This window comes from Marinobacter zhejiangensis (assembly GCF_900114775.1).
Lineage (GTDB): Bacteria > Pseudomonadota > Gammaproteobacteria > Pseudomonadales > Oleiphilaceae > Marinobacter > Marinobacter zhejiangensis.
Window position 1 is genome coordinate 1186234 of sequence record NZ_FOUE01000001.1, and the last position, 26161, is coordinate 1212394.

General features: G+C 57.5%; 23 protein-coding genes and 1 tRNA gene. 7 read left to right on the forward strand and 17 right to left on the reverse strand.

Annotated features, from left to right (window positions below; genetic code table 11):
• Positions 1-36 precede the first annotated feature (36 nt).
• The 4 genes from BMZ67_RS05270 to BMZ67_RS05285 form a co-directional block, all read right to left on the reverse strand.
• Positions 37-3318 (reverse strand): Ig-like domain-containing domain, encoded by a 3282-nt coding sequence (locus tag BMZ67_RS05270; RefSeq protein ID WP_092020817.1) that lies wholly within the window; start codon positions 3316-3318, stop codon positions 37-39.
• Between the two features lie 18 nt (positions 3319-3336).
• Positions 3337-4674 carry an aromatic hydrocarbon degradation protein gene (locus tag BMZ67_RS05275; RefSeq protein ID WP_092020818.1) on the reverse strand — a complete coding sequence of 446 codons (1338 nt, stop codon included), beginning with the start codon at positions 4672-4674 and terminating at the stop codon, positions 3337-3339.
• Between the two features lie 363 nt (positions 4675-5037).
• The gene (locus BMZ67_RS05280) at positions 5038-5487 is read right to left on the reverse strand and encodes a PEP-CTERM sorting domain-containing protein (RefSeq protein ID WP_217642450.1); all 450 of its coding nucleotides are present in this window, start codon (positions 5485-5487) and stop codon (positions 5038-5040) included.
• 196 nt (positions 5488-5683) lie between these two features.
• The gene (locus BMZ67_RS05285; protein ID WP_092020820.1) at positions 5684-7270 is read right to left on the reverse strand and encodes a hypothetical protein; all 1587 of its coding nucleotides are present in this window, start codon (positions 7268-7270) and stop codon (positions 5684-5686) included.
• A gap of 190 nt (positions 7271-7460) precedes the next feature.
• On the opposite strand from BMZ67_RS05285, the gene BMZ67_RS05290 reads away from it, so the two are divergent.
• Entirely contained in the window at positions 7461-7676 is a 216-nt protein-coding gene (locus BMZ67_RS05290) for a hypothetical protein (RefSeq protein ID WP_139214329.1), read from the forward strand.
• Positions 7677-7769: 93 nt separating this feature from the next.
• On the opposite strand, the gene BMZ67_RS05295 is transcribed toward BMZ67_RS05290, so the two are convergent.
• Positions 7770-8366, reverse strand: a complete 597-nt coding sequence (locus tag BMZ67_RS05295) for a PEP-CTERM sorting domain-containing protein (protein WP_175481833.1) — start codon at positions 8364-8366, stop codon at positions 7770-7772.
• A 287-nt stretch (positions 8367-8653) separates the two neighbouring features.
• Between BMZ67_RS05295 and BMZ67_RS05300 the strand changes: the two genes are divergently transcribed.
• Positions 8654-9097, forward strand: a complete 444-nt coding sequence (locus BMZ67_RS05300; RefSeq protein WP_092020823.1) for a hypothetical protein — start codon at positions 8654-8656, stop codon at positions 9095-9097.
• An 80-nt stretch (positions 9098-9177) separates the two neighbouring features.
• On the forward strand, positions 9178-9660 hold the full coding sequence (locus BMZ67_RS05305; RefSeq protein WP_175481834.1) for a copper chaperone PCu(A)C: 483 nt from the start codon (positions 9178-9180) through the stop codon (positions 9658-9660).
• Positions 9661-9692: 32 nt separating this feature from the next.
• Here BMZ67_RS05305 and BMZ67_RS05310 read toward each other — a convergent pair whose 3' ends face one another.
• On the reverse strand, positions 9693-10667 hold the full coding sequence (locus tag BMZ67_RS05310) for a GlxA family transcriptional regulator (protein ID WP_092020825.1): 975 nt from the start codon (positions 10665-10667) through the stop codon (positions 9693-9695).
• A gap of 137 nt (positions 10668-10804) precedes the next feature.
• Between BMZ67_RS05310 and BMZ67_RS05315 the strand changes: the two genes are divergently transcribed.
• Complete coding sequence (locus tag BMZ67_RS05315) at positions 10805-11407, forward strand: cysteine hydrolase family protein (RefSeq protein ID WP_092020826.1); 603 nt, start codon at positions 10805-10807, stop codon at positions 11405-11407.
• A 52-nt stretch (positions 11408-11459) separates the two neighbouring features.
• Here the strand turns inward: BMZ67_RS05315 and BMZ67_RS05320 are convergent.
• From BMZ67_RS05320 to rpsU, 4 genes are all read right to left on the reverse strand, one after another.
• Positions 11460-11536, reverse strand: a tRNA-Ile gene (locus BMZ67_RS05320).
• 82 nt (positions 11537-11618) lie between these two features.
• Entirely contained in the window at positions 11619-13475 is a 1857-nt protein-coding gene (rpoD, locus tag BMZ67_RS05325) for an RNA polymerase sigma factor RpoD (protein WP_092020827.1), read from the reverse strand.
• Positions 13476-13677: 202 nt separating this feature from the next.
• Positions 13678-15420 (reverse strand): DNA primase, encoded by a 1743-nt coding sequence (gene dnaG / locus BMZ67_RS05330; RefSeq protein WP_092020828.1) that lies wholly within the window; start codon positions 15418-15420, stop codon positions 13678-13680.
• A gap of 152 nt (positions 15421-15572) precedes the next feature.
• Positions 15573-15788, reverse strand: coding sequence for a 30S ribosomal protein S21 (rpsU, locus tag BMZ67_RS05335; RefSeq protein ID WP_072794797.1), 216 nt, complete (start codon positions 15786-15788; stop codon positions 15573-15575).
• 301 nt (positions 15789-16089) lie between these two features.
• On the opposite strand from rpsU, the gene tsaD reads away from it, so the two are divergent.
• Positions 16090-17154, forward strand: a complete 1065-nt coding sequence (gene tsaD / locus BMZ67_RS05340; RefSeq protein WP_092020829.1) for a tRNA (adenosine(37)-N6)-threonylcarbamoyltransferase complex transferase subunit TsaD — start codon at positions 16090-16092, stop codon at positions 17152-17154.
• Here the strand turns inward: tsaD and plsY are convergent.
• Entirely contained in the window at positions 17151-17744 is a 594-nt protein-coding gene (gene plsY / locus BMZ67_RS05345) for a glycerol-3-phosphate 1-O-acyltransferase PlsY (RefSeq protein ID WP_092020830.1), read from the reverse strand. The two genes, tsaD and plsY, sit on opposite strands and share 4 nt — an antisense overlap.
• Positions 17745-17922: 178 nt before the next feature.
• Between plsY and folB the strand changes: the two genes are divergently transcribed.
• On the forward strand, positions 17923-18282 hold the full coding sequence (gene folB / locus BMZ67_RS05350; protein ID WP_092020831.1) for a dihydroneopterin aldolase: 360 nt from the start codon (positions 17923-17925) through the stop codon (positions 18280-18282).
• Positions 18279-18800 (forward strand): 2-amino-4-hydroxy-6-hydroxymethyldihydropteridine diphosphokinase, encoded by a 522-nt coding sequence (gene folK, locus BMZ67_RS05355; RefSeq protein ID WP_092020832.1) that lies wholly within the window; start codon positions 18279-18281, stop codon positions 18798-18800. The genes folB and folK (BMZ67_RS05355) overlap by 4 nt, the downstream gene beginning before the upstream one ends.
• A gap of 10 nt (positions 18801-18810) precedes the next feature.
• Here the strand turns inward: folK (BMZ67_RS05355) and pgi are convergent, their stop codons facing one another.
• The 6 genes from pgi to BMZ67_RS05385 form a co-directional block, all read right to left on the reverse strand.
• A complete protein-coding gene (gene pgi / locus BMZ67_RS05360; RefSeq protein WP_092020833.1) occupies positions 18811-20478 on the reverse strand; it encodes a glucose-6-phosphate isomerase in 1668 nt (555 codons plus the stop codon).
• Between the two features lie 22 nt (positions 20479-20500).
• Positions 20501-21355, reverse strand: a complete 855-nt coding sequence (gene panC, locus BMZ67_RS05365) for a pantoate--beta-alanine ligase (RefSeq protein WP_092020834.1) — start codon at positions 21353-21355, stop codon at positions 20501-20503.
• Complete coding sequence (gene panB / locus BMZ67_RS05370; RefSeq protein ID WP_092020835.1) at positions 21352-22146, reverse strand: 3-methyl-2-oxobutanoate hydroxymethyltransferase; 795 nt, start codon at positions 22144-22146, stop codon at positions 21352-21354. The genes panC and panB overlap by 4 nt, the downstream gene beginning before the upstream one ends.
• 111 nt (positions 22147-22257) lie before the next feature.
• A complete protein-coding gene (folK, locus tag BMZ67_RS05375) occupies positions 22258-22770 on the reverse strand; it encodes a 2-amino-4-hydroxy-6-hydroxymethyldihydropteridine diphosphokinase (protein WP_092020836.1) in 513 nt (170 codons plus the stop codon).
• 2 nt (positions 22771-22772) lie between these two features.
• On the reverse strand, positions 22773-24125 hold the full coding sequence (gene pcnB, locus BMZ67_RS05380) for a polynucleotide adenylyltransferase PcnB (protein ID WP_092020837.1): 1353 nt from the start codon (positions 24123-24125) through the stop codon (positions 22773-22775).
• A gap of 635 nt (positions 24126-24760) precedes the next feature.
• Positions 24761-26161 carry a sigma-54-dependent transcriptional regulator gene (locus BMZ67_RS05385; protein ID WP_092020838.1) on the reverse strand — a complete coding sequence of 467 codons (1401 nt, stop codon included), beginning with the start codon at positions 26159-26161 and terminating at the stop codon, positions 24761-24763.

Genomic DNA, 26161 nt, shown 5'->3' on the forward strand with positions numbered 1-26161 from the left:
GCCCGAGGGCTGGCCTGTGAAAGGCATTGGCCTGAGTTATTGCTGAGCCGGCAGGTTCTTGACCGGGTTTGAAATGAAGTTCAGGTATTGGCCATCCACCGGGATTTCCAGGGGAAGCTTGATTTGTACCAGTCCGAAGCCAGAAACACCCAGAGCATCGGCTGTGACCAGCAGCTCATCGTTTTCCCCGACGCGGTTGGTGTTGCGTTGCTCGACCTGCATCCTGCCGTCGTCCAGGAAGGTCACATTGCCCCGCAACTCGAGAGTAAACGGGCGACCGTAGAGGTCATGGGTGCCCCCCAGGGGAATCTCCATGTCTGGTGCATCGATCAGAAGATCGGCGTTGGTCACAAATTGGGGTTGTCCATTGTCGCCGGTAGCGATGATTCCGGGGATCAGCGAGTTGCGGCTGCAGTTGCTTACACAGCTTGGGTCATCCTTGGCATAGCGCATGCGAAGAACCTGAGTATTGGTTACAGACTCTTCCTGAAGCAGTATTCCCAATACATTCAGTTGAGTAAACACGCTGATTGAGCTGGTTGTCAGTGCGGTGGGGTACAGGTCCACCAGCATGCCTTCCAGTTCATCGCCGCTGTTGGGAGCTTCCGGAGTGGGGTCAAAGACACCCGGGCCTTTAACCTCGGTGTTCAGGGCATAAGTCTGGTAGATGAATTTGTCCCTGGGGCAGTCCGGGTGATCTGCGCCGAACAAGCTGACTTTACCCGCTTCACAGCCGACACGGCCAGGTATGGCACCGAGAAGCCCGGCATCCGCTGTACCATTGATAACCGCCAGCTTGGTGGAGTTCGGCGCGGCCGCCCAGCCGTCCGTATCGCTACCGGTGTGGGCGGCTTCGAAGGGCTCTGGGCAGCTGTCGTTGTAAGAGCTGTCACAGTCAATCAGGAAGTTGGAGTTGGTGTCGCGTACCGGAAAATTCCGCAGAGCGGTAAATACACTTTCCTGAGGCTCGCTGCCTTCGAAGTAGATCACCAGATCGTCAGCACCACTGCCACTGTCGTTCAGCCCTTCCAGAATGTCAGTTTTGAGCGCCAGCCCATTGGCGCCACACACCGATGTCCTTGGCTCCTGGGTACAGGTTGTCGGAGTCGGGTCCTGCTGTGACTTCATGGTGTAGCGGTAAAAGTTGCCCGGCTCCCACGGTTGGTTGGGGAAGAAACGGACCTGTTGCAGGCTCTTCTCAAACCGGCCTGCCACCAGGGTTGTTTCTCCTTCCAGGGGTTTGCCATTCGCATCTGCGACCACCTTCTCAACCACAAAAGTGTTCTCGTTGATGGAGGCGAGGTCCATGGATTGCGAGAACACAACGGTGATGGGGCGGTCTGCCGGCATAGCGCTTACCGGAAGCACATCAACGATGGGCTGGGCGCCTTTGTTGTGCCCGGGGCTGTTGGCATAGCAGGAGCCTAGTACCCCATTGTTAAGGTCGAGCGCCGCAAAGTTGGTTTCACAGGGGAAACCCGGGTAGGTGGTCAAGGCCAGTGGCGGTCGTTCGACCGTATTGGCCAGTGGGTCCAGGGTAAAGTTGAGCGTGTTTACCGTCGCCAGGTTGCCGGCGAGGTCTGTCAGCCCGTTGACGACGACCTGATAGTTGACGCCATGCTTGAGCCCCCCTTCCGGGTTCAGGGTAAGCGCGGTGCCATCCAGCTGGGTGTGCAGGGTTTCGACCGGTATACCGTCAGCAATCAGGCTTACGCCAGACGGAATGGAGGCATTGTCCAGAGGCTCATCAAAAAACAGGATGACCGGGTCTCCTGGGCGCTGCATTGACTGGCGGGTCGACGGCGTAGCGTCTTCAGCACCCGGCATCCAGCTCACCAGTTGTGGGCCTGTGGTGTCAACAATCCGGTTGTCCAGCGCGTTGAGCTGAACATCAAGATTGGTATCCGCTTCGATGTGGAAGGCGATAGTGGAATCAGCAAACTCCTGACCCAACAGGTTGGGTTCAACCATGCCAATGGCATCGATGGTCAGTACACCGTCCTTGACGATGGCGATACCGCTCAGTTCCACACCCAGCAGGTCCTGTGACAGCGACGCATTGGGCTGGGCCTCGGCCGTGTTCATCGAAACATCCATGAACAGTTTGACGTGGCGTGGGGCCTCAACGGAGTTGGAGTAGGGGTTTGGATACAGGTAGCCGGTGGCATCGGACAACATGGTGACCCGGATGTCTCCGGTTGTCTGGATGCTGTTGGTATTGACTTTGATTACGGGTACCACCCCGCCGACGTTCACATCCAGGCTGCTGCTGATCAGCACGCTGCCTTTGGGAACTCGCAGGGGTACAGGGTCATCGCCCGGGAAGCTGGGGGCGTAAGCCAGCTCGGCATAGAGTCCGCCGGTCTGCTGTGAGGGGCCGGAGGTTCCCATGAGTGTGGAGTTGAGCGTAACGCCATTGATGACCGCACCATTCAACAGAGAGTGTTGGGCGTCGGCTTCCGCCTGGCCGGCCAGCAGACCTGAATCAATGGTCTCCTGGTACAGGATCACGGTGGGGCTGGTTTCCCGGGGCGTGAAGCTGTGGCTGTAGTTAAGTTGCTCGCCAGCCAGGTTCTGCAGGTTGGCAACCTCCACGGAGTAATTGGCACCGGGGTTGAGCGCGTCGCCCTCAAGGCCACACTGCGCTTTGTCGTCGGTTGTGCACGGGTCAATGGTGATGTAGCGCCCGTTGACCAGAACAGTGGCGGGAACCGCTTCACCAGCGCCATCACGCAGGGTGATGCTGCCGCCAAGCTGTTGCCATTGTGGGTGCACCGGCTGGGTCAGGCGCAGGCGGAACGTGGAGAAGTCCATCGGCCGGAAGAAACCGTCTGCTGACGGAATCATCTGCTCGACCGCAAATTCCGAGCTCAGGTTATCCAGCGACTGGATCCCTGACTGTTCGGCCCGGGTTGAAAACTGGATACCCTCTGGACCAAATGCGTTGGGCGTGGCGATAGCGCGGTTGCCGGCAGCGTCGAGGCTGCCGTCAAAGGTGATGGTGTAATCGGTCGCCGGGTTCAGCTTACCAACTGGAGACAGTTTGATGCTGTGGCCGCCGTCAACCAGCTCTGCGGTTACCGGCACCAGCGCATTGCCGTCGCTGAGCTGGATTTTGCTGGTGATGTTTTCGTCGGTAATCGCATGAGAGAAGCGCAGGACGATGTCTGCGATCGGGCTGACTTCCCGTTGACCATCGGCGGGGAAAGAGTAGACGGTGTAGCCCGCCTCTACCGGCTCCTTCATGGTTTGCTCTGAACCCCCACACGCTGCCAGGAGCAGCGCTGGGCCCAATGCCAGGATCTTGTTGTACTTCATGGCTGACACCTCAATTTATCAGAACTTCAGCGTGATGGATCCGGTCAGGACATCCACGTCGCCATCTGTTGTGGCCACAATGTTATTGCTCTGCTGGCCGTCAGGACGGGTATTGGTCAGGGTGAAATCGCGCTCCTGCAGCATTTGCCGCTGGTAGCCAAGATCCAGTCGTACCGGGTAGGTAAGCAGGCGGGTGCGTGCGTATTCGGCACTCAGGCCCAGGCCGACAATGTATTTGTCATGGTCGAAGTAGTTGACGTCCAGAGTGCTGTCGCTTTTGAGGGCGGCTTCCTGGTAGGCCATGCCAACAGTGACGCCAAAGTGTTCGGCGAACTTGAATTCAGCACCAATGCGGGGGATCAGAATGTCGTCAAACTGTGCATTGGCCTGGTCTTTGATGGTGTCACCTTCGAACTGGCTTTCAAGGTCAGACCAGTTCTGCTGTTCGAGGGTCACCCCAACACGCCAGTTGTCGCCGCTGTACTGGGCGCCAACGGAATAGATTGACGGCTGGTAGGAGTCGTATGTGGACACCGCCAGGATCAGCGGAGCGCTGGCTGGGATCAGACCGGGGATGATGGTCGTCGCGTCGACGGTGGTGCGGGTGTTGGAGCTGCTGCGGTAAGCGAACGCCGCCTCGAAGCCATCAAGCCAACAGCTGGAGTCAGGGCAGAATGTTTCGCCAAAGTCCAGGTTGGTACTCAGGATAGAGCGAATGGACGGTTTTGCATTGACTTGCAACGTTTCATATTGGGTGTTGCCTGCAAGGTCAGTGGTGACCACCATGGATGCAGATGAGTGCAGGGTAACCCGGAACGATGCACCAACATCAATGCCTCGCCATAGAGTCGTTGCGCCGCCAACGTTCAGGAACAGGGGCTGGCGACCGTACTCCAGATGCTGACCTTCAACGCCCGTGGTGGACTCAAATGCCAGCATTTCTTTACCGTACTTCTCTACACCAGCAATGAAACCCAGATAGAGGGGGTGATCCAGACGAGTCAGGGAGCTCAGGTTGGTCTTCATCCCAATAATGGCGTGCTGACTTGGCTTGTTCGACAGGATGTCACCATTCCTGTCAGAGGCTTCTGCGCGAATCTCCGGTTCTGCATGCAGCAGACCCCCAGTCAGTTCACCACGGGAGTCCTTGGCAAGGTAGGCCGGGTTGTAATAAGTGGCCGAAACCTGGGTGTTGAACATCGACAGAGCCTGGGCAGATCCTACGTCTGTAGGGAGGATGCCGTAGGTTGTGGCAAGGTTGCCCATGCTGGCTGAGGCGTTGATAGCCATTCCGGAGGTGGCTGCGGCAAGCGCAAGAGACAATGCCCGCACAGAGAAGCGGTCAGATAAAGCCATGGATCATACTCCAACTTTGTTTTTTTTCGTGTGTTCGACGCCGGGTTAGGCTAAAGCCTAATTGTTTTTAAACGTTTTTTTAAGAAATGGCACTATTGTTCAAAAAAGAGTCTACCGGTCTTGTTATTTTGGGACGTTGGCCTTCTTGACAACGGTCAGCGTCGAAGTGACCAGTAATTGCGGCCTCCAGACGCTGCGTAAATGCCTGCCAGAGCCTTTATTCTCAGCTATTTGGGGATATCCGGAGAGTGGCTTTTGGGGACGAAAATGTTGTGAATTTGTGACGACGTTTTACATTTTTGTTCGGCTGTTACAGAAAAAAGGCGCTCAAGGCGCCCTTTTTCCCTTAACAGAACCCGCCCCTCACTGGGGGGGATGTGATTTGTGCCGAAGATGGATAACCCCAATGGCCAGTAACCCAAGGCCGAACAGCGCAAGGGTGCCGGGCTCCGTGATACTGATGGCAGGAGTTTGCCCATCATCGATGGCATAGGGTTCATCATTCGGTTTATCCACGATCACACGAGCATCATCAAACAGAAACAGGTGGAGTGCTCTGGCATGGTTCAGGACGTGCCCCCAATTCATTCGGTGAAAGCCGGGGGAGTTATCAGACAGCGCTGAAAATACACCATGATCAGACCACTGGTTGATGACCGGGTACTGGCCAAACGAGTGCCTGCTGTAGGGTTGTGCCGGTTGATCACATGCCTGATCGGACAGCGACTGGCAGTGAATTGCCCCTGCCATGCTGGCTGACCCGAACAACAAAAGGCCGGCGCAAGCCGTTGCGCCAAGTAGTATCTTATGCATATTCATACGTCCCTCCGAGTCCCGTTAGAGGGTTCGACCACAGGTGCGTGGCTAACAGGGAATTGTCAGCATAATCTGTGCCGATGATGCAACGTATTGATTCGTTTGCTAGACCCAAAAGGGTAGTTGGCGGTTGTGTAACGAAACCTGACGCCTGCGGCGGTGTCAGGTTCGTAAGGGCGAGCCGCTGCCAGGGTCAGGCGTCTGGGAAGCCTGTCCAACCTGCCAGCCACGACTTGGTGGCCAGGGGGTTGAGGGCGCCCTGAAAAACCGCTGACTCGTCGAAAAATTCACTCTGGGGCGGCTTGGCGGCATGCATTTGGCGCATCTGGACCCGAGCTCTGAAGCTTGGGTTGCTCAGATCCCTGGCTGAGTCGTGAACGGCGCTTTCCATGCGGAAATGGTTATTGTTCCCCGGCGCTCTGAGCCAGTCGTTTTCATTGAAACTGAAATCGTCATTGTCGTTGCCGGATTCCGTCGGGCTTCGTCCGAACTGGCCGGTATTGGCGAGCAGGTTGTTGGAGAAGGTCAGTCGTCCACTGTTGACCAATGGGCTGACATCATCGCGGGTGTCGATGGTTTCGATGGCATAACTGTCCACGATCATGTTGTGGAAGTGACCACCGGAACCTTCCCGGACGACAATGCCACGATGTTGCCGCGGTGACAGGCCGGCCCCGGCGAGGGTGATGTTGTAAAACGTGGGCTCGGAACGGGGGCTGGCATCGTGATTGTCGCCGTTGTTGTCGCCCTCAAAAGCATTGTCACCTATGTCAGGGTGCTGTTGGATGACCGCGAACTGAACTCGCCCGGTCCAACCCCAGTCCCAGTCGATGCTGTCGTCGCCAGCACCGGAGATCACGATATTTTTCAGGTCGACCGTGCCGCCAAACATTTCAATGCCGTCGTCCAGAGAGCGATGGACCTGAACGTTGCGAATAATGCTGCTTCGTCCACAACCGCCTAGGGTCAGGCCGTTCAGTTCATTGTCCTGGTACACCTCAAAGCCGGCAAACTCAATGCGAGTGTATTCCAGTACGCCACAGCTGTCGTCCGGGTCGTCGCCACCAAACCGTCCCCTCTGATCGCTCTGACTGAGGCCTTCGATCGCGGCATCCGGTTGGTTTACCGGCGCGGAGCCCAGCAGAACGATGCCACCCCAGTCGCCCCGTGCCCGGCTACCTTCACTCTGGCTGCTGGTGAACACAATGGGGCGCTCAGCCTGGCCTCGGGCAAAGAGCTGGCTGTCCCGGGTCACAATCAGGGCCGACCCGCGTTCACCTTGCACGACAACCCCTGGCTGAATGGTCAAGCTGGCACCATCCTGAACGAACACTGTGTTTTCAAGGACGTAGCGGTTTCCCGCCTCCCAGGTCGTGTCAGTGGTGATGTCAGAGCTGATGCGGACAGCCCTATTTTCAAAGGTGGTAAAACCAACCACCGCAGCGCCGCCGGCCATGAATACTGGAATCAGGGCGAGCAGGTTACGACGGCCGTTGCGCGATTTCGAAGGGCGAGGCTGTGGCTTGGTGTCCTGCAGGGACAGGTCGGTTGATTTTGCGACCAGGGGTTGCCCGGTATCGTGGGTGAGAATTTCGCTCGCCAGTGCTTGTAGTTCCCGGTCGCCGTCGTTCTCGGCACGAATCAGCACATCGCGCCGGTATCCGGGCTCCCGGAGCAGGGTGTTGAGGTGAACAAACGGTACGCTGGGGCAGGCGCCCTTGTCGATTTTGCGCTTAACTAGCCAGAGTTTCTCGATAAGCATGATGGGCTGGTCGGCCATGAAACTGTCTCCCTTGAACTGGTGGGGAGCATTTCTACCGGTGCCAGATGACTCTTATGTGAAGTTGCTCTTTGGTATTTGTAGCATTTTGTATCAGTAGTAAATGGCAGGTTTCATTCATTTGTAACAATCGCATTATTTAATGCGCGCCTTTGGATTGCTTTGAGGGTATGACGTGGGGTGTGGCTGGTTGCTGGAAGCAGATGCGGTGGAGACGGTTTGGCAAGCGGGGTGTCTGAAGGTCGATGCCTTGGGGAGAATGGATCGTTTCGGAAATTTGGCAACCGAGATCTATCGGGTGGAGCTCGACGGAGGGGATATCTTGTACGAGTCGGAAAGCTACACTGCGGTTCGGCACTTTCTTGAAATGCTGACTGAGCCTTACCCTGAATACAAAGTGGCGTAACACCCCAAGGGATGTACGCCACTTGTCGTTGCTAGTAGCCACTTGCTATCGCAAGTGTTTCATCAGGCCTCAAAGGCCGATTTTGCAACTATCTTAGGCTTTCTTTCTGCGCTGGCTCAGGGACAGGAGCAGAACGCCCATGCCAACCAGACCCAGAGTGCCAGGCTCTGGAACATCAACCGGGCCACGAATACCGTACAGGTTCACGTGTGAAAGACCGCCGCCCTTGCCGCCGTCTCCAAGGATGAGTTCCCAGTTGCCAGAGCTCACCAGATCTTGCAGTGAGTAAACGAACCATTCGTCCGGTGTGTTGCCTGTGCCAAATTTGAAGCCAATGGCGCCTTCGCTGAAGATGTCCCAGAAGCTGGAGTCGAAGCTCCAAGTGCCTTCACCATAGGTGATGTTGAAGGTGTTGCCGGTACCGCCATCATCGATGGCGTATTTGCCTGCAAACTCATAACCAGCACCAGCAGGGCCGCTCAGGAACAGGTCTTGGGCGGCGTTGTCGCCCTGAATGTTGCCAACCCCGGAGGCGAGGCAGGCATCAACCTGGCTGTCGTCAATCGACATGTGGTTCTTGGTCGTGTCTTCGCTACAAAGTACTGGTGCAGCGTTGACCTGGGCGACCAAGAACAGGGATGCCAGTACGGTTGCGGCAACCGCCGCCAATCCATTCGTCATTCGTTTCATATCTCTAACCTCGAGATGTCCATCGGTATTTAACAAGTCGAAACTAAGCACCATGTGTGCCATCCCATATAAAAGCAATAAAAAACAGTTTGTTATTGGGTGTTCTGGCTTTCTTGTATGTTACGAGAATGTAAAGAAAGTCGACAATATCGGCTTATGGCCTGGGTTATGCGTTCCATGGTGTGTTGCTTGGGGTGATGGGTCGTAAAAAGATCTGACAGTCAGCTGGAGTGGGCTGCCTGTGTTATGCTCTTGCCGAGTCAGTATGAGGAATCCCGGAACCCACGATGGCCGCTAACCCGCTGAGTGCCAAGACACCTGCCCGGAAGGGCGTAGGGCGTAGACCCGTGGTGCTTCTTTTACTGCTGACCCTTGTTTTCCGAGGGCTAGTGCCTCAGGGCTACATGCCGGAAGTTGCTGTTGATGGCTCCGTTGGGGTGGCCTGGTGTGGCGCAGACCCGTTGAATGCAGCCTTGCTTCAGGCCTTCTCGGAGATTCCGGGGGGGGATTTGTCTTGGGCGGGGCACCAGACTGCCCTTGGGACAGAGTTGTGTCCCTATGCGCTGTTAACTCTTCCGACACTTCCGGGGGAGGCTGTGGGGCTCTCCGCTCCCCTGTTCTCCTTTGTTGCTCCGCTGCGGGCGATTACCAACGATGTATATGACTTTCCGCACCCGCGCCAGGGTTTTTCGCGGGCGCCTCCGCTTTTGCTTCATTTGCTTGTCAGCTAATACCCGGCCCGGATGGGCCAGTTTCAATGGTGGTCCAAACGGCCGCCGGTAAAATCTTGTTGTTACAGCGTGAGGTAGTTATGAAGCAATGGATGAGCGTTCTGGGTGTCGTGTTCCTGGCGTCAACAGGGAGCGTGTTAGCCCATGAAATGGAGCAGGCAGGGGTCACAGTGGATCATCCCTGGGCGCGGCCAACGCCGGCCGTCGCCCCGGTACACGGTGCGGTCTATTTTTCGGTGACCAACCGACGGGAGGTTCCGGTGGTTTTGGATGGTGCTTCCACGCCACTCACTGACCACGCCTCCATTCACCAAACCCGAGACGTTGACGGCACCCTGAGAATGGAGTCGGTAGAGGGTGGTTTGGCCATCCAGCCGGGAGAAAGCATTAGCTTTGAGCCGGGCGGCTATCACGTGATGTTGATGAACATGGAGGCGCCGCTGACTGAAGGGGAAAAGTTCCCGTTAACCCTCACATTCCAGGGTGGAGAGTCGATCCTGCTGGATGTTTGGGTTGAACAGGGGCCGGAAACTCAGTCAGATATGACCATGCACCACCACTGATGATCATTCACCCGGCCTCACGGGGGCCGGGTTCACTGCTTCTGCGTCTCGGCTGAAGCCGGTGCTGCGCGAAAGAACCGCTTCCTGAATTCTTTTGGGGTCTGCCCGGTAATCTTGATGAACGTCTTGCGAAAGGCGCTCAGGTCTTCATACCCCACGCCCTCTGCAACCTTCTCAAACGACATGCCACTGGCCTCGATCAGTTCGCAGGCCTTCTGAATTCTTAGTTGCTGCAGATATTGGGTGGGTTTGAGTCCGGTGGCTGCAACAAACCGTCTTAGAAAGGTCCGCTCACTGAGGTGTGCCTGCTGCGCCATCGCCTTGACCATTATGGGATTGTTGAAATTGCGTTGCAGCTGGTGCTGGACCCGCACAATGATCTCGTCTCCGTGGTCCAGCCTGGGGGTAAAGCTGCGGTAATAGCTTTGCTCTCTGGGACCGGTGTCCACAATCAGGTACTTGCCCAACTGTCGCATAACCTGGGTATTGGTGAACTGGGCGACGAGCTCCAGCCCCAGATCAATCCAGCTCATCAGCCCTCCGGCAGTGATGATATCGCCGTCGTTGATCAGCAGCTTGTTGCAGTCGATCTCGGTCTCTGGGTAGAGCCTGGCAAATTCTTCGGCCAACGCCCAGTGGGTGGTGACCCTGCGTCCCTTCAGTAAGCCGGTTTTGGCCAGTACGAAAGCACCGGCACACACGGAGCAGATAATTGATCCGTTTTGGTGATGTTGCTTGACCCAGTCTGTGACTACGTTCTCAGGTGCCAGGTAGGAACGGTCATCCAGACAGGGGGGCAGGATGATGACCTGTAGCTCTCCAGCGGGTTGATTCAGTGGGTTGGAGAGTTGGCGGCTATCGAAGATGTAAGTTTGGAAGACGTCACCCAGGCCGTTCTGGTGGCAGATTTTATTGGCCAGATAGAACTGTTCGGCCATCCCCTGAACCGCTGACAAGAGGGCGCCCGGGTAATGGAGAATGCCGACTTGGATGGCTGAAATTGTCATTTTTGCCCTTTTTTATGCCAGTTCCGCCTGCAGTATAAAGAGCGCCTTCGGCGAATAATAGATCTCACCCACTTATTGCAGTTGCTCGCTGTGCGAAGTGGCTTTCAAACGTAAAGAACAAAGGATAAGGAAGGAACATGACTGATCTGACGACCCTGCGTGACCTCGTTGGCCTCGGCAACTCCGCCAGTGCCATCAGCGATTCAGCCCTGATCATCATTGATGCTCAAAACACTTACCGCGAAGGTGTTATGAAGTTGGAAGGGGTGGAGCCGGCGCTGCAAGAATGCCGGAAATTGCTGGACCGTTTTCGTGCCGCTGGCCGCCCGGTGTTTCATATCCGGCACGACGCGGGAGTAGGCTCTCCGTACGACGTTAGTGCGCCCATCGGGCAGATTGCGGATGTTGTGGAGCCGGTGGACGGTGAGCCTGTAATCACCAAAAACTACCCGAACTCCTTCGTTCAGACTGAGTTGGACCAGCTGCTGAAAGGCGCCAAAGTTGAGAACCTGATCCTGACGGGCTTTATGTCGCACATGTGTGTGAACTCAACAGCGCGAGGTGCTTTTTCTCTGGGCTATAACCCGACGGTTGTAGCATCTGCGACAGCAACCCGGTCGCTGCCTTCAAAAGTGACCGGTAATCCGGTTCCTGCGCCTCAGGTTCACGAAGCTGCTCTTGCGGCACTGTCTGACCTGCCATCTGCGGTTGTACCGGCGGTTGCCGACGTTCCGGACTGAGCTGGTAAAAAAACTTCGGGGGTATACGGCGTGGAGAGGTAAAAAGCGGAAATGGTGGGCCCACCTGGACTCGAACCAGGGACCAAAGGATTATGAGTCCTCTGCTCTAACCAACTGAGCTATAGGCCCTTATTGCATTCCCCGGGAGGGGAGGAGAAAGCGGGCGCCATTATACCTGTGAGGGGTGGCGCCCGCTACTGTTGCAGTGGACTTATCCGTTATTGCCCTGGTCGTCGATAAAGCCGCGCAGGTGATCGGAGCGTGAAGGGTGGCGCAGTTTGCGCAGGGCCTTGGCTTCGATCTGACGGATACGCTCACGGGTAACGTCGAACTGCTTGCCGACTTCTTCCAGGGTGTGGTCGGTGTTCATCTCAATACCGAAGCGCATCCGCAGTACCTTGGATTCCCTGGCAGTTAGCCCGGCCAATACCGAACGAGTGGCTTCGCGCAGGCCTTCGGCAGTGGCGGAGTCCACCGGTGAGAGTGCCTGAACGTCCTCGATGAAATCGCCCAGATGGGAATCTTCATCATCGCCAATCGGGGTTTCCATGGAGATCGGTTCTTTGGCGATCTTGAGGACCTTGCGAATCTTGTCTTCCGGCATATCCATACGCTCGCCCAGCTCTTCCGGGGTAGGCTCGCGGCCCATTTCCTGAAGCATCTGCCGAGAGATACGGTTGAGCTTGTTGATCGTCTCAATCATATGCACCGGAATCCGGATGGTGCGGGCCTGATCCGCAATGGAGCGGGTGATGGCCTGACGAATCCACCAGGTAGCATAGGTTGAGAACTTGTAACCACGGCGGTACTCGAACTTGTCGACCGCTTTCATCAGGCCGATGTTGCCTTCCTGTATCAGGTCAAGGAACTGCAGGCCGCGGTTGGTGTATTTCTTGGCGATGGAAATAACCAGACGCAGGTTGGCCTCGACCATTTCCTTCTTGGCGCGGCGTGCTTTGGCTTCACCAATGGATACGCGGCGGTTGATTTCCTTGATGTCCGGGATTTCCAGGCTGACGTCGTTCTGGATATTGGCAATGCGCTTTTGAAGGCGAACGATCTCGTCCTGACGTTCGGACAGGGCGGACGCATACGACTTGCTGCTCTTGGACAGGTCTGCGGCCCATTCCAGATTGGTTTCGTTGCCCGGGAACCACTTGATGAAGTCCTTGCGTGGCATTTTGCACTCACGCACGCAGATCTGCATGATGGTCCGTTCGTTTTCGCGCACCATCTCGTTGGTGTTGCGGACGACGTTGACCAGCTCTTCAAACGCTTTGTTGGCGAGCTTGAAGGGGGCGAAGACGTCGCCCACCTCGTTGAGCGCATCCTGGGTGGACTTGTCGCCACGGCCTTTTTTGCCCAGCAGCTGGTTGGCGGTAGCCAGTTTTTCCCTCAGCAGCTCAAGGCGCAGGCGGGTCTCTTCCGGATCCGGTCCATTGTCGGTGTCTTCATCGCTGCTATCGTCGTCGCTATCGTCGTCGTTGCTGTCTTGGTCGCTGTCGTCGCTGGCAGCAGCGCTGGTGTCTTCACCCATAAACGGCTCAGCTTCATCTGGGTCAAGGAACCCGGTAATGATGTCGCTCAGGCGGCCTTCACTTTCGATGATGCGGTCATAGGCGTTGATAACGGTATCGGCGGTTCCGGGGAAGTGGGCTACGGCTGCCATCACATCGCGGATGCCTTCTTCGATCCGCTTGGCGATCACGATTTCGCCTTCACGGGTCAGCAGTTCCACGGTGCCCATCTCACGCATGTACATGCGAACGGGGTCAGTGGTGCGCCCGGCATCGGTCTCTACGGCAGCCAGCGCGGCGGCAGCTTCGGCGGCAGCGGCTTCATCAGCGGTGGAGTCGCCTTCGGTCATGAGCAGGGTGTCGGCGTCGGGAGTCTCCTCGCACACCTGAATGCCCATGTCGTTGATCATGCGGATAATGTCTTCGACCTGATCCGGGTCGGCTATGTCTTCCGGGAGGTGGTCATTCACCTCGGCGTAAGTCAGGTAACCTTGTTCCTTGCCTCGTGCAATGAGGTCTTTCAAACGTGATTTCTGCGAATTGCCTGACATAGACACCTTGTGAACTCGCTGGTAAAAAGGAAAAAAGTCAAACAGCCATTATAGCTGCCACGTGGTTTCATCGCCACCGGTTGGTTAGATGGTGATCAGCTTGCTAAGTTTCAAGTCCTGAACGGAAAATGTTGGGGTTTCCAGCACGTTGTCTCGTTCATTTATGCCCTTGTAGGCCGTTGTTCCCATGCCCGAAAGGGAGTTATTGCTCTTCTGCCTGTCGGCTGAGGCTGCGTAACTCTTCCCGTTCCGCGTCACTCAAGTCGGCCAGGCTGCGCTTTTCCATCAACAGCGCGCTCAAACGCTGTTTGCGCGCGGTTTCATGATTGGGCTCCAGTATCTCCCTGGCGATGGCCAGGGTGCGTTCCCGGGATGGCAGGTGTTCCATGCCATCAAACAGTTTGTAGAAGCGGTTTCGTGCTTCGTTATTCAGCGCCAGCTTCCTGATCAGCTGGTGGCGGTCGGCCAGCTGTTGATCCAGTATCCAGCTCGCCAGGCTTCTGGCCTGGTGCAGTTGGCGGTCTGAGCGGCACAACTCCAATACTTCGGTGGCCAGTTCCGGCGCCTGTACCAGTGAGAGACACAATGTGGTGTCTTTGCTCAGCTTGACGTCAATCCGCTCTTCCTGGATGCGGTCGCGGCGATCGCCGAAGCGCTTGAACGGCCGGTCCGGGCGCCCGCCAGGTTGCCAGTCCCGTTTGCCGCCGCACAGTCGGAGCATCTCGTGCCACATGGCATCCCGGAGGGTGCTCTTGGGCATTTTATTCAGTAGCGGTTCGACCCTGGCCCGCAGTTCGCCGCGGTGTTCCGGCAGGGTCAGATCCAGCCCCTCGCTTTGCCGGTTGAACAGGTAGCGAGACAGTGGCGTGGCGCCATCTATGCGTTTCTGGAAGGCTTGTTGGCCTTCCTTGCGAACAAGTGTGTCCGGGTCTTCGCCCTCTGGCAGCATCAGGAATTGCAGGTGCAATCCATCGGCCAGCAATTCCAGGGCGTTTTCCATCGCCCGGTCCGCAGCGCGATGACCGGCTGTATCGCCATCGAAGCAGAACACCAGATGGCGTACCTGCCTGAGCAGTGCCGTCAGGTTGTCCTGATTGGTGGCGGTTCCCAAAGTGGCTACCGCATAGGGAATGCCATGCTGGGCCAGGGCGATCACGTCCATATAGCCCTCAACCACCAGCAGGCGATCCAGTTGCCGGATCGTCTGTTTGGCCTCAAACAGGCCATAGATCTCACGGCTTTTATGGAAAACATCGGACTCCGGAGAGTTGATGTACTTCGCCTTGTCGTCCCCAAGGGTGCGTCCGCCGAACGCGACGGTCTTCCCTCGGCTATTGCGAATAGGGAACATGATCCGGTGACGGAACAGATCCCTTGGCCGGCCGTAACGGTCAGATACGGTGCCGGTTTCAATCAGCGGGCCCTTCAGGTCCTGGCTGGCAGAATCAAACAGCGCGGTACCGGTGCCTGGGGCATATCCCAGTTGGTAGCGCTCAATGATGCTGCTGTCCAGACCGCGCTGGCGGAGGTAGTCGCGGGCAAACTGGCCCTGCGAACCCTGAAGTGCGGAGCTGTAAAAGCGAGCGGCAAAATCCAGTGCGTCGGTCAGGGTTCTGGCCTGCTGGATTTCCTGGCGGGCGCTCTGGTCGTAAGGAACTTCCAGTCCTACCCGTCGTGCCAGCTCTTCTACCGCATCGGTAAAACCCAGGCCGTCGTATTCACGTACAAAACTGATGGCGTCGCCGTGAGCGCCGCAGCCAAAACAGTGGTAAAAGCCTTTGTCGGGCCGAACATTGAATGAGGGTGTCTTCTCATCATGAAAAGGGCAGCAGGCTTTGTAGTTGCCGCCAGCCTTCTTCAGTGTGATCCGTGATCCGATCAGTTCTGCCAGGTCTATACGTGCCAGCAGGTCTTCGACAAACCGTTGAGGGATCAAACCGCTCATGATGTCTCCGCTATCACTGGGGACGCAGGTTCAAAAACGACAAAAGCCAAAAATGCCGCCGAAGCCAGGCCCCGGCGGCATTTTTGAGTCGCGTGCACTCCTGCGGAGCGCGGCGGCTTAGTGCTTGCAGGCAAGCGAGTGTCGGGTACCGATCAGTACAGACGCTCGAACTTGCGCTGTTCCCGCTGAAGTTTCTTGAGATGACGCTTAACGGCCGCAGCGGCTTTGCGTTTGCGAACGGAGGTCGGCTTCTCGTAGTGTTCACGACGACGAACTTCCGACAGGACACCCGCTTTTTCGCAGGAACGCTTGAAGCGACGCAGGGCTACGTCAAACGGCTCATTCTCTTTCACTTTAACAGCTGGCATTCGAAAATCACCTACCTAATAGATTCGGTTTCAGTTTTGGAAGTGTGCAGACAGGTCTACTTGTACCCGAAGTGCGGTACACAGCGACTCGTTGCTCGCCAGCCTTAATCTGCACGACTTCAATTGTAACGCCTTTCCGAAATTGAACAAAACTCGACCAGGCGAAAATTAGGGCGGCAATCATAGCGCTTTGCCTTGGTTCGGGTCAATGCCTGGTTAAGATTTGTGCCGGTATGGCGGTGCTTTCTGCTAAAATCCGCACCCTCTTTTTCGTAAACCGATCTCAGGGGTAGTCCTAACCATGCTGATTCTAGGCATTGAAACGTCTTGCGACGAAACCGGTGTTGCGCTTTATGACAGCGAACTCGGGCTACTGTCCCACGCCCTGTTTAGCCAGGTTGATATGCATGCGGACTATGGTGGTGTGGTGCCGGAGCTGGCATCCAGGGACCATGTCAGGAAGCTGCTGCCGCTGTGTGACCAGGTGCTCAAGGAAGCCGGGCGTCAGCGGTCGGACCTGGACGGCATTGCCTATACCGCTGGCCCTGGGCTGATCGGTGCGCTGATGGTCGGGGGCTCAGTGGCTCACGCCTTGGGCTTCGCGCTCGGTATTCCCGTGTTGGGGGTTCACCATATGGAAGGGCACTTGCTGGCGCCGATGCTGGAAGACCAGCCGCCGCAATTCCCGTTCGTGGCGCTGCTGGTTTCCGGGGGACACACCCAGCTGGTGATGGTCAACGGCATCGGTGAGTACGAGCTTTTGGGTGAGTCGGTGGACGATGCTGCCGGGGAGGCCTTTGACAAGACTGCAAAAATGCTGGGGCTGGATTATCCCGGTGGTCCCAGGGTGTCGGCGTTGGCCGAGCAGGGACGGGCGGGTATCTACCGCTTTCCGCGGCCCATGACCGATCGCCCGGGCCTGGATTTCAGCTTCAGCGGCCTCAAGACCTATACCCTGAACACCGTAACTGACGCCGATACTGCCGGAGCGTTGGATGACCAGACCCGCGCGGATATCGCTTTGGCGTTCGAAACTGCAGTTGTGGAGACTCTGGTGATCAAGTGTCGCCGGGCGCTGGAGCAAACCGGGTGTAAACGCCTGGTGGTGGCTGGGGGAGTGAGTGCCAACCGTCGTTTGCGACAGGCCCTTGAGGCGATGGCGGTCAAACTCAAAGGCGGTGTGTTCTACGCTCGTCCTGAATTCTGTACGGATAACGGGGCAATGATTGCGTACGCCGGCTGTCAGCGTTTGCTGGCCGGTCAGCGTGATGGTGACCGTATTGTCGCGGTGCCGCGGTGGCCGATGGATACGCTGCCGCCGCTGAGTGAGCCGCGGGACAATGGTCTGGTGGAATCGTCCGCCTAAAAGCGGGATTCGCGGCCCTGGGCCAGACGGATCAGGTTGGTCCTGTGGCGGACGATGATCAACAGGGCCAGCAGGCCGAACAGCGGCATGGTGTCCGGTTCGATCAGGGCGCTGATCAGCGGGCCGCAGAGTACGGCAACAATGGAGGCAAGCGCAGAGACGCGCCAGCGCCACATCACGAGTAGCCAGATCAGACTGATCAGCAGGGTGGTTGCGGGGGCCAGCGCAAGCCCGGCACCGAGGGATGTGGCTACGCCCTTGCCGCCCTGGAAACGGTAATAGAGTGGCACCATGTGCCCGGTGACGGCGAACAGGGCGACCATGGCCTGGGCGAGTATGGACAGTTCGGTCTGGTGAGCCAGCCATACGGGAAGCCAGCCTTTGAACCCATCAAGAATCAGCGTCAGTGCGGCTGGGGCCCAGCCCCCGGTACGGTAGACGTTGGTTGCGCCCGGGTTGCCCGAGCCCTGGGCGCGAGGGTCCGGAAGTTTCCAGAGTTTGCAGATGGGGATCGCAAACAGCACGGAGCCGGACAGGTAGGCCAGGGCGCACAGTAAAACGGTGATCAAGGGATCGTTAAGTAGGCTCATGGGCAAAGACGTGTACCCGCGAATTATGCGAAAATCCCCCCCGCGCCGCAGGAGCGATTGTGGTTTCGGCTACGGTATCGGCTTCCCTGCGATCATTCAATTAGCTTTCGGTCGCATCGATCCACTTCGCTGGAAAGAGGGTGGTGATCGGATGTGACAGCACAAAGGTAGTAATCGGGTGACAGATTCCGTGTTGATCGAAGGTCTGGCTGTTGAGACCGTAATCGGCGTGTACGAGTGGGAGCGCGAAATAACCCAGCGTTTGCTGATTGACCTGGATATGGCCTGGGATAACACGGTCCCGGCGTCTACGGATGACGTTGCCCAAGCGTTGGATTATGCCGCCGTCAGTGGGCGTGTTGCGAGCTACCTGGATGAGCTTCAGCCCCAGCTTCTCGAAACCGCCGCTGAGGGACTGGCGGCCTGCCTGCAGGAAGAATTTGGTATTCGCTGGCTGGCGTTAACCATCCGCAAGCCGGGCGCGGTACCCGAGGCCAGGGCGGTGGGCGTTCGTATCGAGCGGGGGCGGCGGTCATGAGCAAGCGGGTGCCGGTCTACATCAGCATCGGGAGCAACATTGACCGCGAACGCCATATTGGTAAGGCGCTAGACGCCCTGGCGGACGAGTTTGGTGAGCTAGAAATTTCGTCGGTGTATGAGAGTGAGGCGGTTGGCTTCGATGGCGAGCCATTCCTGAACCTGGTGGTTGCCATTCAGTCCGACAAGTCGGTCGCCGAGCTTTCCAAGCTGTTCAAAGGTATTGAGGCGGCCAATGGCCGTGTCCGCAATGCGCCAAAATTCAGCCCGCGAACCCTAGACCTGGATATTCTCACCTACGGTGACAAAGCCGGTGTCATCGATGGGGTCGAGTTGCCCAGGGCTGAGATCCTGAAAAATGCGTTTGTGCTGCTACCGCTGGCGGAAATTGCTCCGGATCATCTGCACCCGGTGGCTAACCAGAGCTATGACGAGCTCTGGCGGTCGTACCGGAGCAATCAGAAGCTGTGGGTGGTTCCCTTCAGTTGGCGCGGTGAGGCCATCTCTCCGCGCCCCTGAGGGTGGCGAATCAGTAGCCGTTGTGATGACGGTTTCGGAACAGGGCAATCAGCCCATCGGTAGAGCTGTCAGAGCTTCCGGAGGGAGCCGTCGTGCTCTGTAGCCGCTGCAGAATGCCTTCTCCCAGTTGCTTGCCAAGCTCTACGCCCCACTGGTCAAACGAATCCACATCCCAGATAACGCCTTGCGCGTAGGTCTTGTGCTCATAGAGGGCGATCAGGGCGCCAACGGTACGAGGTGTTGCTCGCTCGAACAGTAACGTGTTACTGGGTTTGTTGCCGGGGATGACCTTGTGCCGGGCCAGTCGATTTACCTCGTCGGGGCTCAGTCCCTGGGCCTCCAGTTCGGTGCGAGCCTCGGCTTCAGTCCGGCCTTGCATCAGCGCCTGGGTCTGGCTCAGGCAGTTGGCGAATAGGATTGCATGGTGGTTGGCGACCGGGTTGTGCGTCTGCAGTGGGATAATGAAGTCCGCAGGTGACAGACAAGTGCCTTGATGCAGCAGCTGATGGTATGCGTGCTGGCCATTGGCGCCGGCGCCGCCCCAGATGATCGGGCCGGTCTGGTAGTCGACCGGGTCACCTTGCTGGGTGACGCATTTTCCGTTGCTTTCCATGTCGAGTTGCTGGATGTGGGCGGGAAGCCCGCGCAGGTAATGGTCATAGGGGAGGATGGCGTGGGCATCGGCACCCCAGAAATTGCCGTACCAGACCCCGAGCAGTGCCAAGATAACCGGCAGGTTCTTCTCCAGCGGCGCTTGGCGGAAGTGCTGGTCCATGGCATGGGCACCGGACAACAGGGAGCGGAAGTTATCCATGCCGATGGTGAGCGCGGTAGGCAGGCCAATTGCGGACCACAGTGAGTAGCGCCCCCCCACCCAATCCCACATGGGAAAGATGTTTTCCTCCGCAATGCCGAACTCAATGGCGGCTTCGGGTTTGGCGGTAACCGCGACGAAGTGCTTGCTGATCTGTTCGAAACTGCCGCCATTCTGCAGGAACCACTCACGGGCAACCTTGGTGTTTTCCAGGGTTTCCTGGGTCCGGAAGGACTTGGACTGGATCAGGAACAGGGTGGTCTCGGGGTTGATGTGGCGGAGCACTTCGGTAATGTGACTGCCGTCGATGTTGGCAACGTAGTGACAGTTGAGCTGTCCGTGCCAGTAGGGCTTGAGGGAGGCGGACACCAGTTTGGGGCCGAGGAACGATCCGCCGATCCCAATGCTCACCACATCGGTGAACGGTTTGTTGGAAAAGCCCCGCCACTGGGTGCTGCGGATACGCCAGACAAACTCTTCCATGCGCGTGAGCGTCGCCCGGACTTCCGGCATGATGTCCTGGCCATCTACTTCAATGGCGTCGTCACTGAGGTTGCGCAGGGCAACATGCAGCGCCGGTCGCTGTTCGGTGACGTTGATCGTGTCACCACGAAACATTGCCTCGATGCGCTCAGGAAGCTGGCATCGCCTGGCCAGGGCCATCAGCCGCTTCAGAGTCTCAGCGGTGATCAGGTTCTTGGAGTAATCCAATGATAGTCCCGCCGCTTCGGCAAAGAAGCGTTGAAATCGCTGCGGGTCCTCGTTGAACAGCTCCCGCATATGAACGTTCGCCATATCGCCCTGATGGGCCAGCAGTGCCTGCCACTCGTTGAGCTGGGTGAGGTGTGTCGTGGCCTGGGCCATGGGCGATTCCTTTCGTTGTTTCTTACGGGCGAGTAACCGAGAGGTTGTCGATCAGACGGGTTGTGCCGAGGAATGCGGCAGCCAGAATCGTAAGCTCCCTGTCTCCATCGCTCGCTGGTGCCAGCGTCAGGCTGTTGACGATATTGATGTACTCGGGCCGGAAACCGTGACTTTGGAGTTGTTCGCACGCCGCCTTCGACAACGCCTCATAGTCGGGCGCCGGTAATTGCTCAAGCTGTTGGGCAAGGTTGGTCAGGGTCTGGTAGATCTTCGGGGCCTTGCTGCGCTCCAGCTCCGACAGGTAGCCGTTGCGGGAACTCTTGGCCAGGCCGTCGTCGTCACGCACCGTTGGGGCGCCGATAATCTCGACGGGGATCATCAGGTCGTTTGCCAGCTTCCGGATCACGGCCAGCTGCTGGAAATCTTTTTCGCCGAACACCGCAATGTCTGGCTGAACCATGTTTAGGAGCATGGTGACAACCGTGGCGACCCCTTCAAAGTGACCAGGGCGGCTCGCGCCGCAATGGCCTTCGCTGACCCCGGGTACAACAACCTGGGTCTGGTTTGCCAGCCCGCTGGGGTATACCTCACTGACCGGGGGCGCGAACACCAGCGTGTTACCGACCTGATCGAGTTTCTCCTGGTCTGCCTTAAGCGTGCGCGGGTAGGTGTCGAGATCTTCATTGGCCCCGAACTGCATGGGGTTGACGAAAATGCTGGTGACCACCACATCTGCCGCTTCCAGAGCCTTGCTGACCAGGGCGATGTGGCCTTCGTGCAGGTTGCCCATGGTCGGGACCAGGCCAATCCGTTTGCCCTGGGACCGGTAGTTCTGGAGGATGGTTCGCAGTTCCTTGATTTTATGTACGGTTCTCATGCTTCGAACGTATGCTCCTCACCGGGAAACTGACGCTGGCGGACCGCGTTGACGTACGCTTCAAGTGCACTCTGGATAGAGCTACTTTCGGCCAGGAAGTTCTTGACGAACCTCGGCTTGCGGCCGGGTGTAATGCCCAGCATGTCATGGAGCACCAGAACTTGGCCGTCGGTATCGGCACCAGCGCCGATGCCAATAACCGGAGCCTTGACGGCCTGGGTAATACGGGCTGCCAGCGGGGCCGGGACGCACTCGAGTAGAATGACATCGGCGCCGGCGCGCTCCAGCATGCAGGCGTGTTCGATCATTTGTTCGGCGGCCTTTTCGTCACGCCCTTGCACTTTGTAACCGCCAAATTTGTTGACGAACTGGGGTGTCAGGCCAAGGTGCGCGCAGACCGGAATGCCGCGTTGGCTCAGTGCCGAGATGGTGTCGGCCATCCAGTCAGTGCCTTCCAGTTTGACCATATGGGCGCCGGCCCGCATCAGCTCGGCCGCATTGAGTAGAGCGCTTTCAGTGGTGCCGTACGACATGAAGGGCATGTCGGCCATGACCAGGGCACCTTTGTTGCCAGCGGCTACCGAGCGAACGTGGTAGGCCATCTGTTCCATGGTAACGGGCAGGGTGCTGTCGTGGCCTTGCAGAACCATGCCAAGGGAGTCGCCAATCAGAATGACGTCCACGCCCGCTTCACTGACCGCGTGGGCAAAGGTTGCGTCGTAGGCGGTCAGGACGGCAAACGCCTCACCTTTCTGCTTGTAGTCGCGCAGGGTATTAATGGTAACAGCCATAGATTCCTTGCCTTTGTGTAATTGGTTCGGGACCGGGCCGGTGGCCGTCGCCATGATCAGTACTTTAGGGTAATCCCGGGGTGACCACGAGGCAAGGCTACCGAATCCAGCTTAGGGCCATGACGGCGTGTCGCTGCCAACAGGCTCCAATCGTTGCAAGTGGTTGTCGGGACACTGGCGGCGGAGCTCGCTCAGGGCACGGCCGTCAGGTAATGTCAGGTCTGGCGCTAGGTCGAGCAGAGGCTGGAGGGCAAAGTCCCGGTTGGGCAGCTCTGGGTGTGGTACCTGCAGACGCTCATGATCGATCATGTCGTGACCATACAGCAGCAGATCCAGATCGAGTGTTCGCGGACCCCAGTGCTGTAGCCGCTCGCGCCCCTGATCCTGCTCAATGGCTTGGAGGGCGTCCAGCAGGGCGAGTGGTGGCAGCGCTGTGGTGAGCTGAACGGCGCCATTGATGAAGTCCGGTTGGTCCTGTGGGCCGACCGGACTGCTGCGATAGAACGGTGACTGGGCGACCAGGGTGGTCTCAGGGAGCATGGCCAGCGCCACCACAGCGGAGGCCAGCTGCTTCAACGGTTCGGCCAGGTTGCTGCCAAGGCCAATGTATGCGGTGACAGCCATGATCAGGCGTTCCTGTTGCCTGGCTTGCGTCTGCGACGGCGGGGCTTGGGCCCGCTGGCACTAAGTTGGCTTAGCAGGCGCTCCCGGCCACGATCATCACAGGCCTGGAAGTCGGTCCACCACCCGCCCAGACCGGGTTCAAGTTCTCCGGCGCTTTCGCGGACCAGCAGGAAATCATAAGCTGCGCGGAAGCGGGGGTGTTCCATGGTGGTGAGCGCTCGTTTACCTTGCCGTCTGGGGAGTCGCATCTGCAGTTCCCAGATTTCCTTCATTGGGCCGGAAAAACGTTTCGGAATCGACGTTGCCTGGATTTGCCGACCAATAACCTTGGCGATGGCCTGGTGCAGAGCGGGCTGGATCGGTTCGCCCTGATCCTGGCGCCTGCGCCACTCTACCTGTAGGGCTGGCCACAACATGGCAGCAAACAGGAAGTAAGGGGTAACCGATTTGCCTTGGCGTATGCGGGCATCGGTATTGCGCAGGGCCTGCCGAATCAGTTCGTCAGGCTCCCCGGCATCAAGGGCGCGGGCGGTCTCAGGGAACAAGGGCGCCAGCAGGTCGTAGCTGCGGAGCAGTTCGTAGGTGGCCTCTCCGTGTCCTGCCGAGAACAGTTTCAGTACTTCGTCAAACAGGCGAGCTGCCGGGATGTGGGTTAGCAGGGGAGCCAGTTCCCGGATCGGGGCTTCGGTTCCTGTCTCAATGCTGAAGTCGAGCTTGGCAGCAAAGCGAATGGCGCGAAGCATGCGAACCGGATCTTCCCGGTATCGGGTTTCCGGATCACCAATCAGTCTGAGTTGGCGGTTATTCAGGTCTTCAACGCCGCCGGCGAAATCGATCACGGTGAAGTCGCGGATGCAGTAATACAGGGCGTTGATGGTGAAGTCTCGACGCAGGGCGTCTTCTTCCATGCTGCCGTAGACGTTGTCCCTCAGCAATAGACCGTGTTCGCTGGTCTTACGCTGGTCGCTGGCGCTGTCATCCGTCGTGTCAGTGGCATTGCCGCGGAAGGTGGTCACCTCGATGACTTCACGTCCAAACAGAACGTGGACGATGCGAAAGCGGCGGCCGATCAGGCGTGAGTTGCGGAACAGGGCGTGGACCTCTTCCGGCGTTGCACTGGTGGCCACATCAAAGTCTTTGGGCTGACCGCCAAGGAGAATATCCCGGACGCCACCTCCGACCAGATAGGCTTCAAATCCAGCTTTATTGAGGCGATGAAGAACTTTCTTGGCCGGATCACTGATCGCTGACCGAGAAACACTGTGTTCGTCCCTGGGGATGTCGCGTCGAACCAGCTTCTGGGGCTTGCTGCCACCGAGTAGCCGGGAAAGGCGTTGTTTGACTTGTTTAAGCATTGAATTCCGTTGTTGCGCTAAGCAAAAACGAGAGTTTACCGGTTTGGCGGGAAATTGCACACGGCAATCCGTGACTGGTCCAGATAATCAAAAGGCGGACCCGCTTTCGCGAGCCCGCCCTGAAGAATAGACGATCTGCATTGTTTTTGTTTTTACCGGGCTTATTCTTCGTTTTCTTGCCCCTTGCATGCTTCATACTCGAAGCCAGTCAAGGCAAACGGAACGCTTTGAATACACAGAGCGGACAAAGACTTTGATATGAGATTAAAGCGGATATAGCGGCGCCTGGAGGGCGATTCTTCTCTACATCTGCAACTCACACAAGCCATGGGTCCACTAAAAAACATAGCACCCAAAACACTCAGTTCGCTTACGTTCTATTTTTGTTTTTGTTGCTGAACGTTTCCTGCAGCTTTTTGTTTTTGTTTTATCGCTGCGTCGCCACACTTGTTTTTGTTGTTGTGCGCTCAGGTAATTGCATTGCCTGTGCCACTTTTTGTAAATCCTTTATTAACAACAAGTTAAAAAATGTAGAACTTAAGGTGTGGTGAATTATTAGACTAAAGTGTTACGGGCGCCTCCGTTTTTATACCTATAGGTGTTCCGTGTGGTAACACCGGGTAACACTGTTACTGTTACCCCGGTTTTTTTCGTGGAATGCCCAGGCGCTGGCGCCGTTCCCATAGTGATTTCCGGCTGATTCCGAGCTTTTGGGCAAGCTCGGTTTCGCTCATGCGGTCTTGATTTTCAAGGACAAAGTGCTGGAAATAGTCTTCCAGTGACAGATCGTTGGCGTTACCCGAATCCTGAGGCTTGGTCTGTTCGTTATCCCCTTCTACCAGGCCCATGGGGATATTGACGTCATCTCCTTCGAACTCCAGGTCCAGGGTTGCCGGGGTAATAACGTCGCCTTCGCAGAGGATGCTTGCCCGCTCAATGGCGTTCTCGAGTTCTCGTACGTTCCCGGGCCAACGATAGCTGCGCAGGGCCTGCATTGCCTCGGGGCTGAGGTGCAGGTTCGGGTTGCCGAGCCTTTCGCTCTGGCGTTTCAGGAACCGGCGGGCCAGCCCAAGAATGTCGGCCTTCCGGTCCCTCAGCGGGGGAATCCGTATCTGCATGACGTTAAGGCGGTAATAAAGGTCTTCGCGGAACTCGCCGGTACGGGTCATGGCTTTGAGATTGCGGTGAGTGGCCGCAATCATGCGAACGTCGACCTGCCGGCTTTGGGTGGAACCTACCTTGCGAATTTCCCCTTCCTGGAGCACCCGCAACAGGCGCGCCTGGGCTTCCGGAGGCAGTTCGCCGATTTCGTCAAGGAACAGGCTGCCGCCATCAGCGGCCTCGATCAGGCCGGTACGTCCGGAGACCGCTCCGGTAAAGGCGCCTTTTTCATGGCCGAACAGCTCAGACTCAATCAGGCTTTCGGGGATCGCTGCACAGTTAACCGAGATCAGCGGGCGTGAGGCGCGGGGGCTCAGCAGGTGCAGGGCCCGTGCGGCAAGTTCCTTACCGGTTCCGGACTCCCCGTTCACCAGCACGGTGGTCTCGGTCGGGGCAACTTTGCGGATCAGGTGAAACACCTGCTGCATGGCATCGCACTCGCCGTACATGACGGCCGAGGGGTCACCTTGTGCGGGCTCTGGCGCGGCTTCCGTGGTGCCAGCGTCGTTACCGGTTTTTGGTTGCTTCTTCTGAGTGAGGATCGTGGCGACAGCCGCCAGCATTTCATCGTGATCGAAGGGTTTGGCGATGTACTCGACCGCCCCGAGTTTCATAGAGTCAACGGCCGAGCGCAGGCTGGCGTAGCTTGTCATGATCAGCACCGGGGTGTTCGGGGCCCGGTTGATTAACTCGGTGCCGGGAGCGCCTGGCAGCCGCAGGTCAGAAATGATCAGGTCAAACTGGCTGAGCTCGTAATCCCGTTCGGCGTCATCCACCGAGCCGGCATCGGAGACGTCGTAACCGGCATGTTGCAGCAGCTTTTTCAGGGCTGAGCGGATGATCTCTTCGTCTTCGACAATCAGAATGCGAGGCAT

Excerpts from the sequence above, each read along its gene's own strand:
- BMZ67_RS05315 (WP_092020826.1), top strand. The coding sequence starts at position 10,805 with ATGACTGATCTGACGACCCTGCGTGACCTCGTTGGCCTCGGCAACTCC.
- BMZ67_RS05310 (WP_092020825.1), bottom strand. The coding sequence starts at position 10,667 with ATGACAATTTCAGCCATCCAAGTCGGCATTCTCCATTACCCGGGCGCC.
- folK (WP_092020832.1), top strand. The coding sequence starts at position 18,279 with ATGAGCAAGCGGGTGCCGGTCTACATCAGCATCGGGAGCAACATTGAC.
- rpoD (WP_092020827.1), bottom strand. The coding sequence starts at position 13,475 with ATGTCAGGCAATTCGCAGAAATCACGTTTGAAAGACCTCATTGCACGA.
- BMZ67_RS05300 (WP_092020823.1), top strand. The coding sequence starts at position 8,654 with ATGGCCGCTAACCCGCTGAGTGCCAAGACACCTGCCCGGAAGGGCGTA.
- BMZ67_RS05305 (WP_175481834.1), top strand. The coding sequence starts at position 9,178 with ATGAAGCAATGGATGAGCGTTCTGGGTGTCGTGTTCCTGGCGTCAACA.
- BMZ67_RS05280 (WP_217642450.1), bottom strand. The coding sequence starts at position 5,487 with ATGCATAAGATACTACTTGGCGCAACGGCTTGCGCCGGCCTTTTGTTG.
- pgi (WP_092020833.1), bottom strand. The coding sequence starts at position 20,478 with ATGGCCCAGGCCACGACACACCTCACCCAGCTCAACGAGTGGCAGGCA.
- BMZ67_RS05285 (WP_092020820.1), bottom strand. The coding sequence starts at position 7,270 with ATGGCCGACCAGCCCATCATGCTTATCGAGAAACTCTGGCTAGTTAAG.
- BMZ67_RS05275 (WP_092020818.1), bottom strand. The coding sequence starts at position 4,674 with ATGGCTTTATCTGACCGCTTCTCTGTGCGGGCATTGTCTCTTGCGCTT.
- plsY (WP_092020830.1), bottom strand. The coding sequence starts at position 17,744 with ATGAGCCTACTTAACGATCCCTTGATCACCGTTTTACTGTGCGCCCTG.
- rpsU (WP_072794797.1), bottom strand. The coding sequence starts at position 15,788 with ATGCCAGCTGTTAAAGTGAAAGAGAATGAGCCGTTTGACGTAGCCCTG.
- BMZ67_RS05270 (WP_092020817.1), bottom strand. The coding sequence starts at position 3,318 with ATGAAGTACAACAAGATCCTGGCATTGGGCCCAGCGCTGCTCCTGGCA.
- panC (WP_092020834.1), bottom strand. The coding sequence starts at position 21,355 with ATGAGAACCGTACATAAAATCAAGGAACTGCGAACCATCCTCCAGAAC.
- pcnB (WP_092020837.1), bottom strand. The coding sequence starts at position 24,125 with ATGCTTAAACAAGTCAAACAACGCCTTTCCCGGCTACTCGGTGGCAGC.
- BMZ67_RS05295 (WP_175481833.1), bottom strand. The coding sequence starts at position 8,366 with ATGAAACGAATGACGAATGGATTGGCGGCGGTTGCCGCAACCGTACTG.
- folK (WP_092020836.1), bottom strand. The coding sequence starts at position 22,770 with ATGGCTGTCACCGCATACATTGGCCTTGGCAGCAACCTGGCCGAACCG.
- panB (WP_092020835.1), bottom strand. The coding sequence starts at position 22,146 with ATGGCTGTTACCATTAATACCCTGCGCGACTACAAGCAGAAAGGTGAG.
- dnaG (WP_092020828.1), bottom strand. The coding sequence starts at position 15,420 with ATGAGCGGTTTGATCCCTCAACGGTTTGTCGAAGACCTGCTGGCACGT.
- BMZ67_RS05385 (WP_092020838.1), bottom strand. The coding sequence starts at position 26,161 with ATGCCTCGCATTCTGATTGTCGAAGACGAAGAGATCATCCGCTCAGCC.
- tsaD (WP_092020829.1), top strand. The coding sequence starts at position 16,090 with ATGCTGATTCTAGGCATTGAAACGTCTTGCGACGAAACCGGTGTTGCG.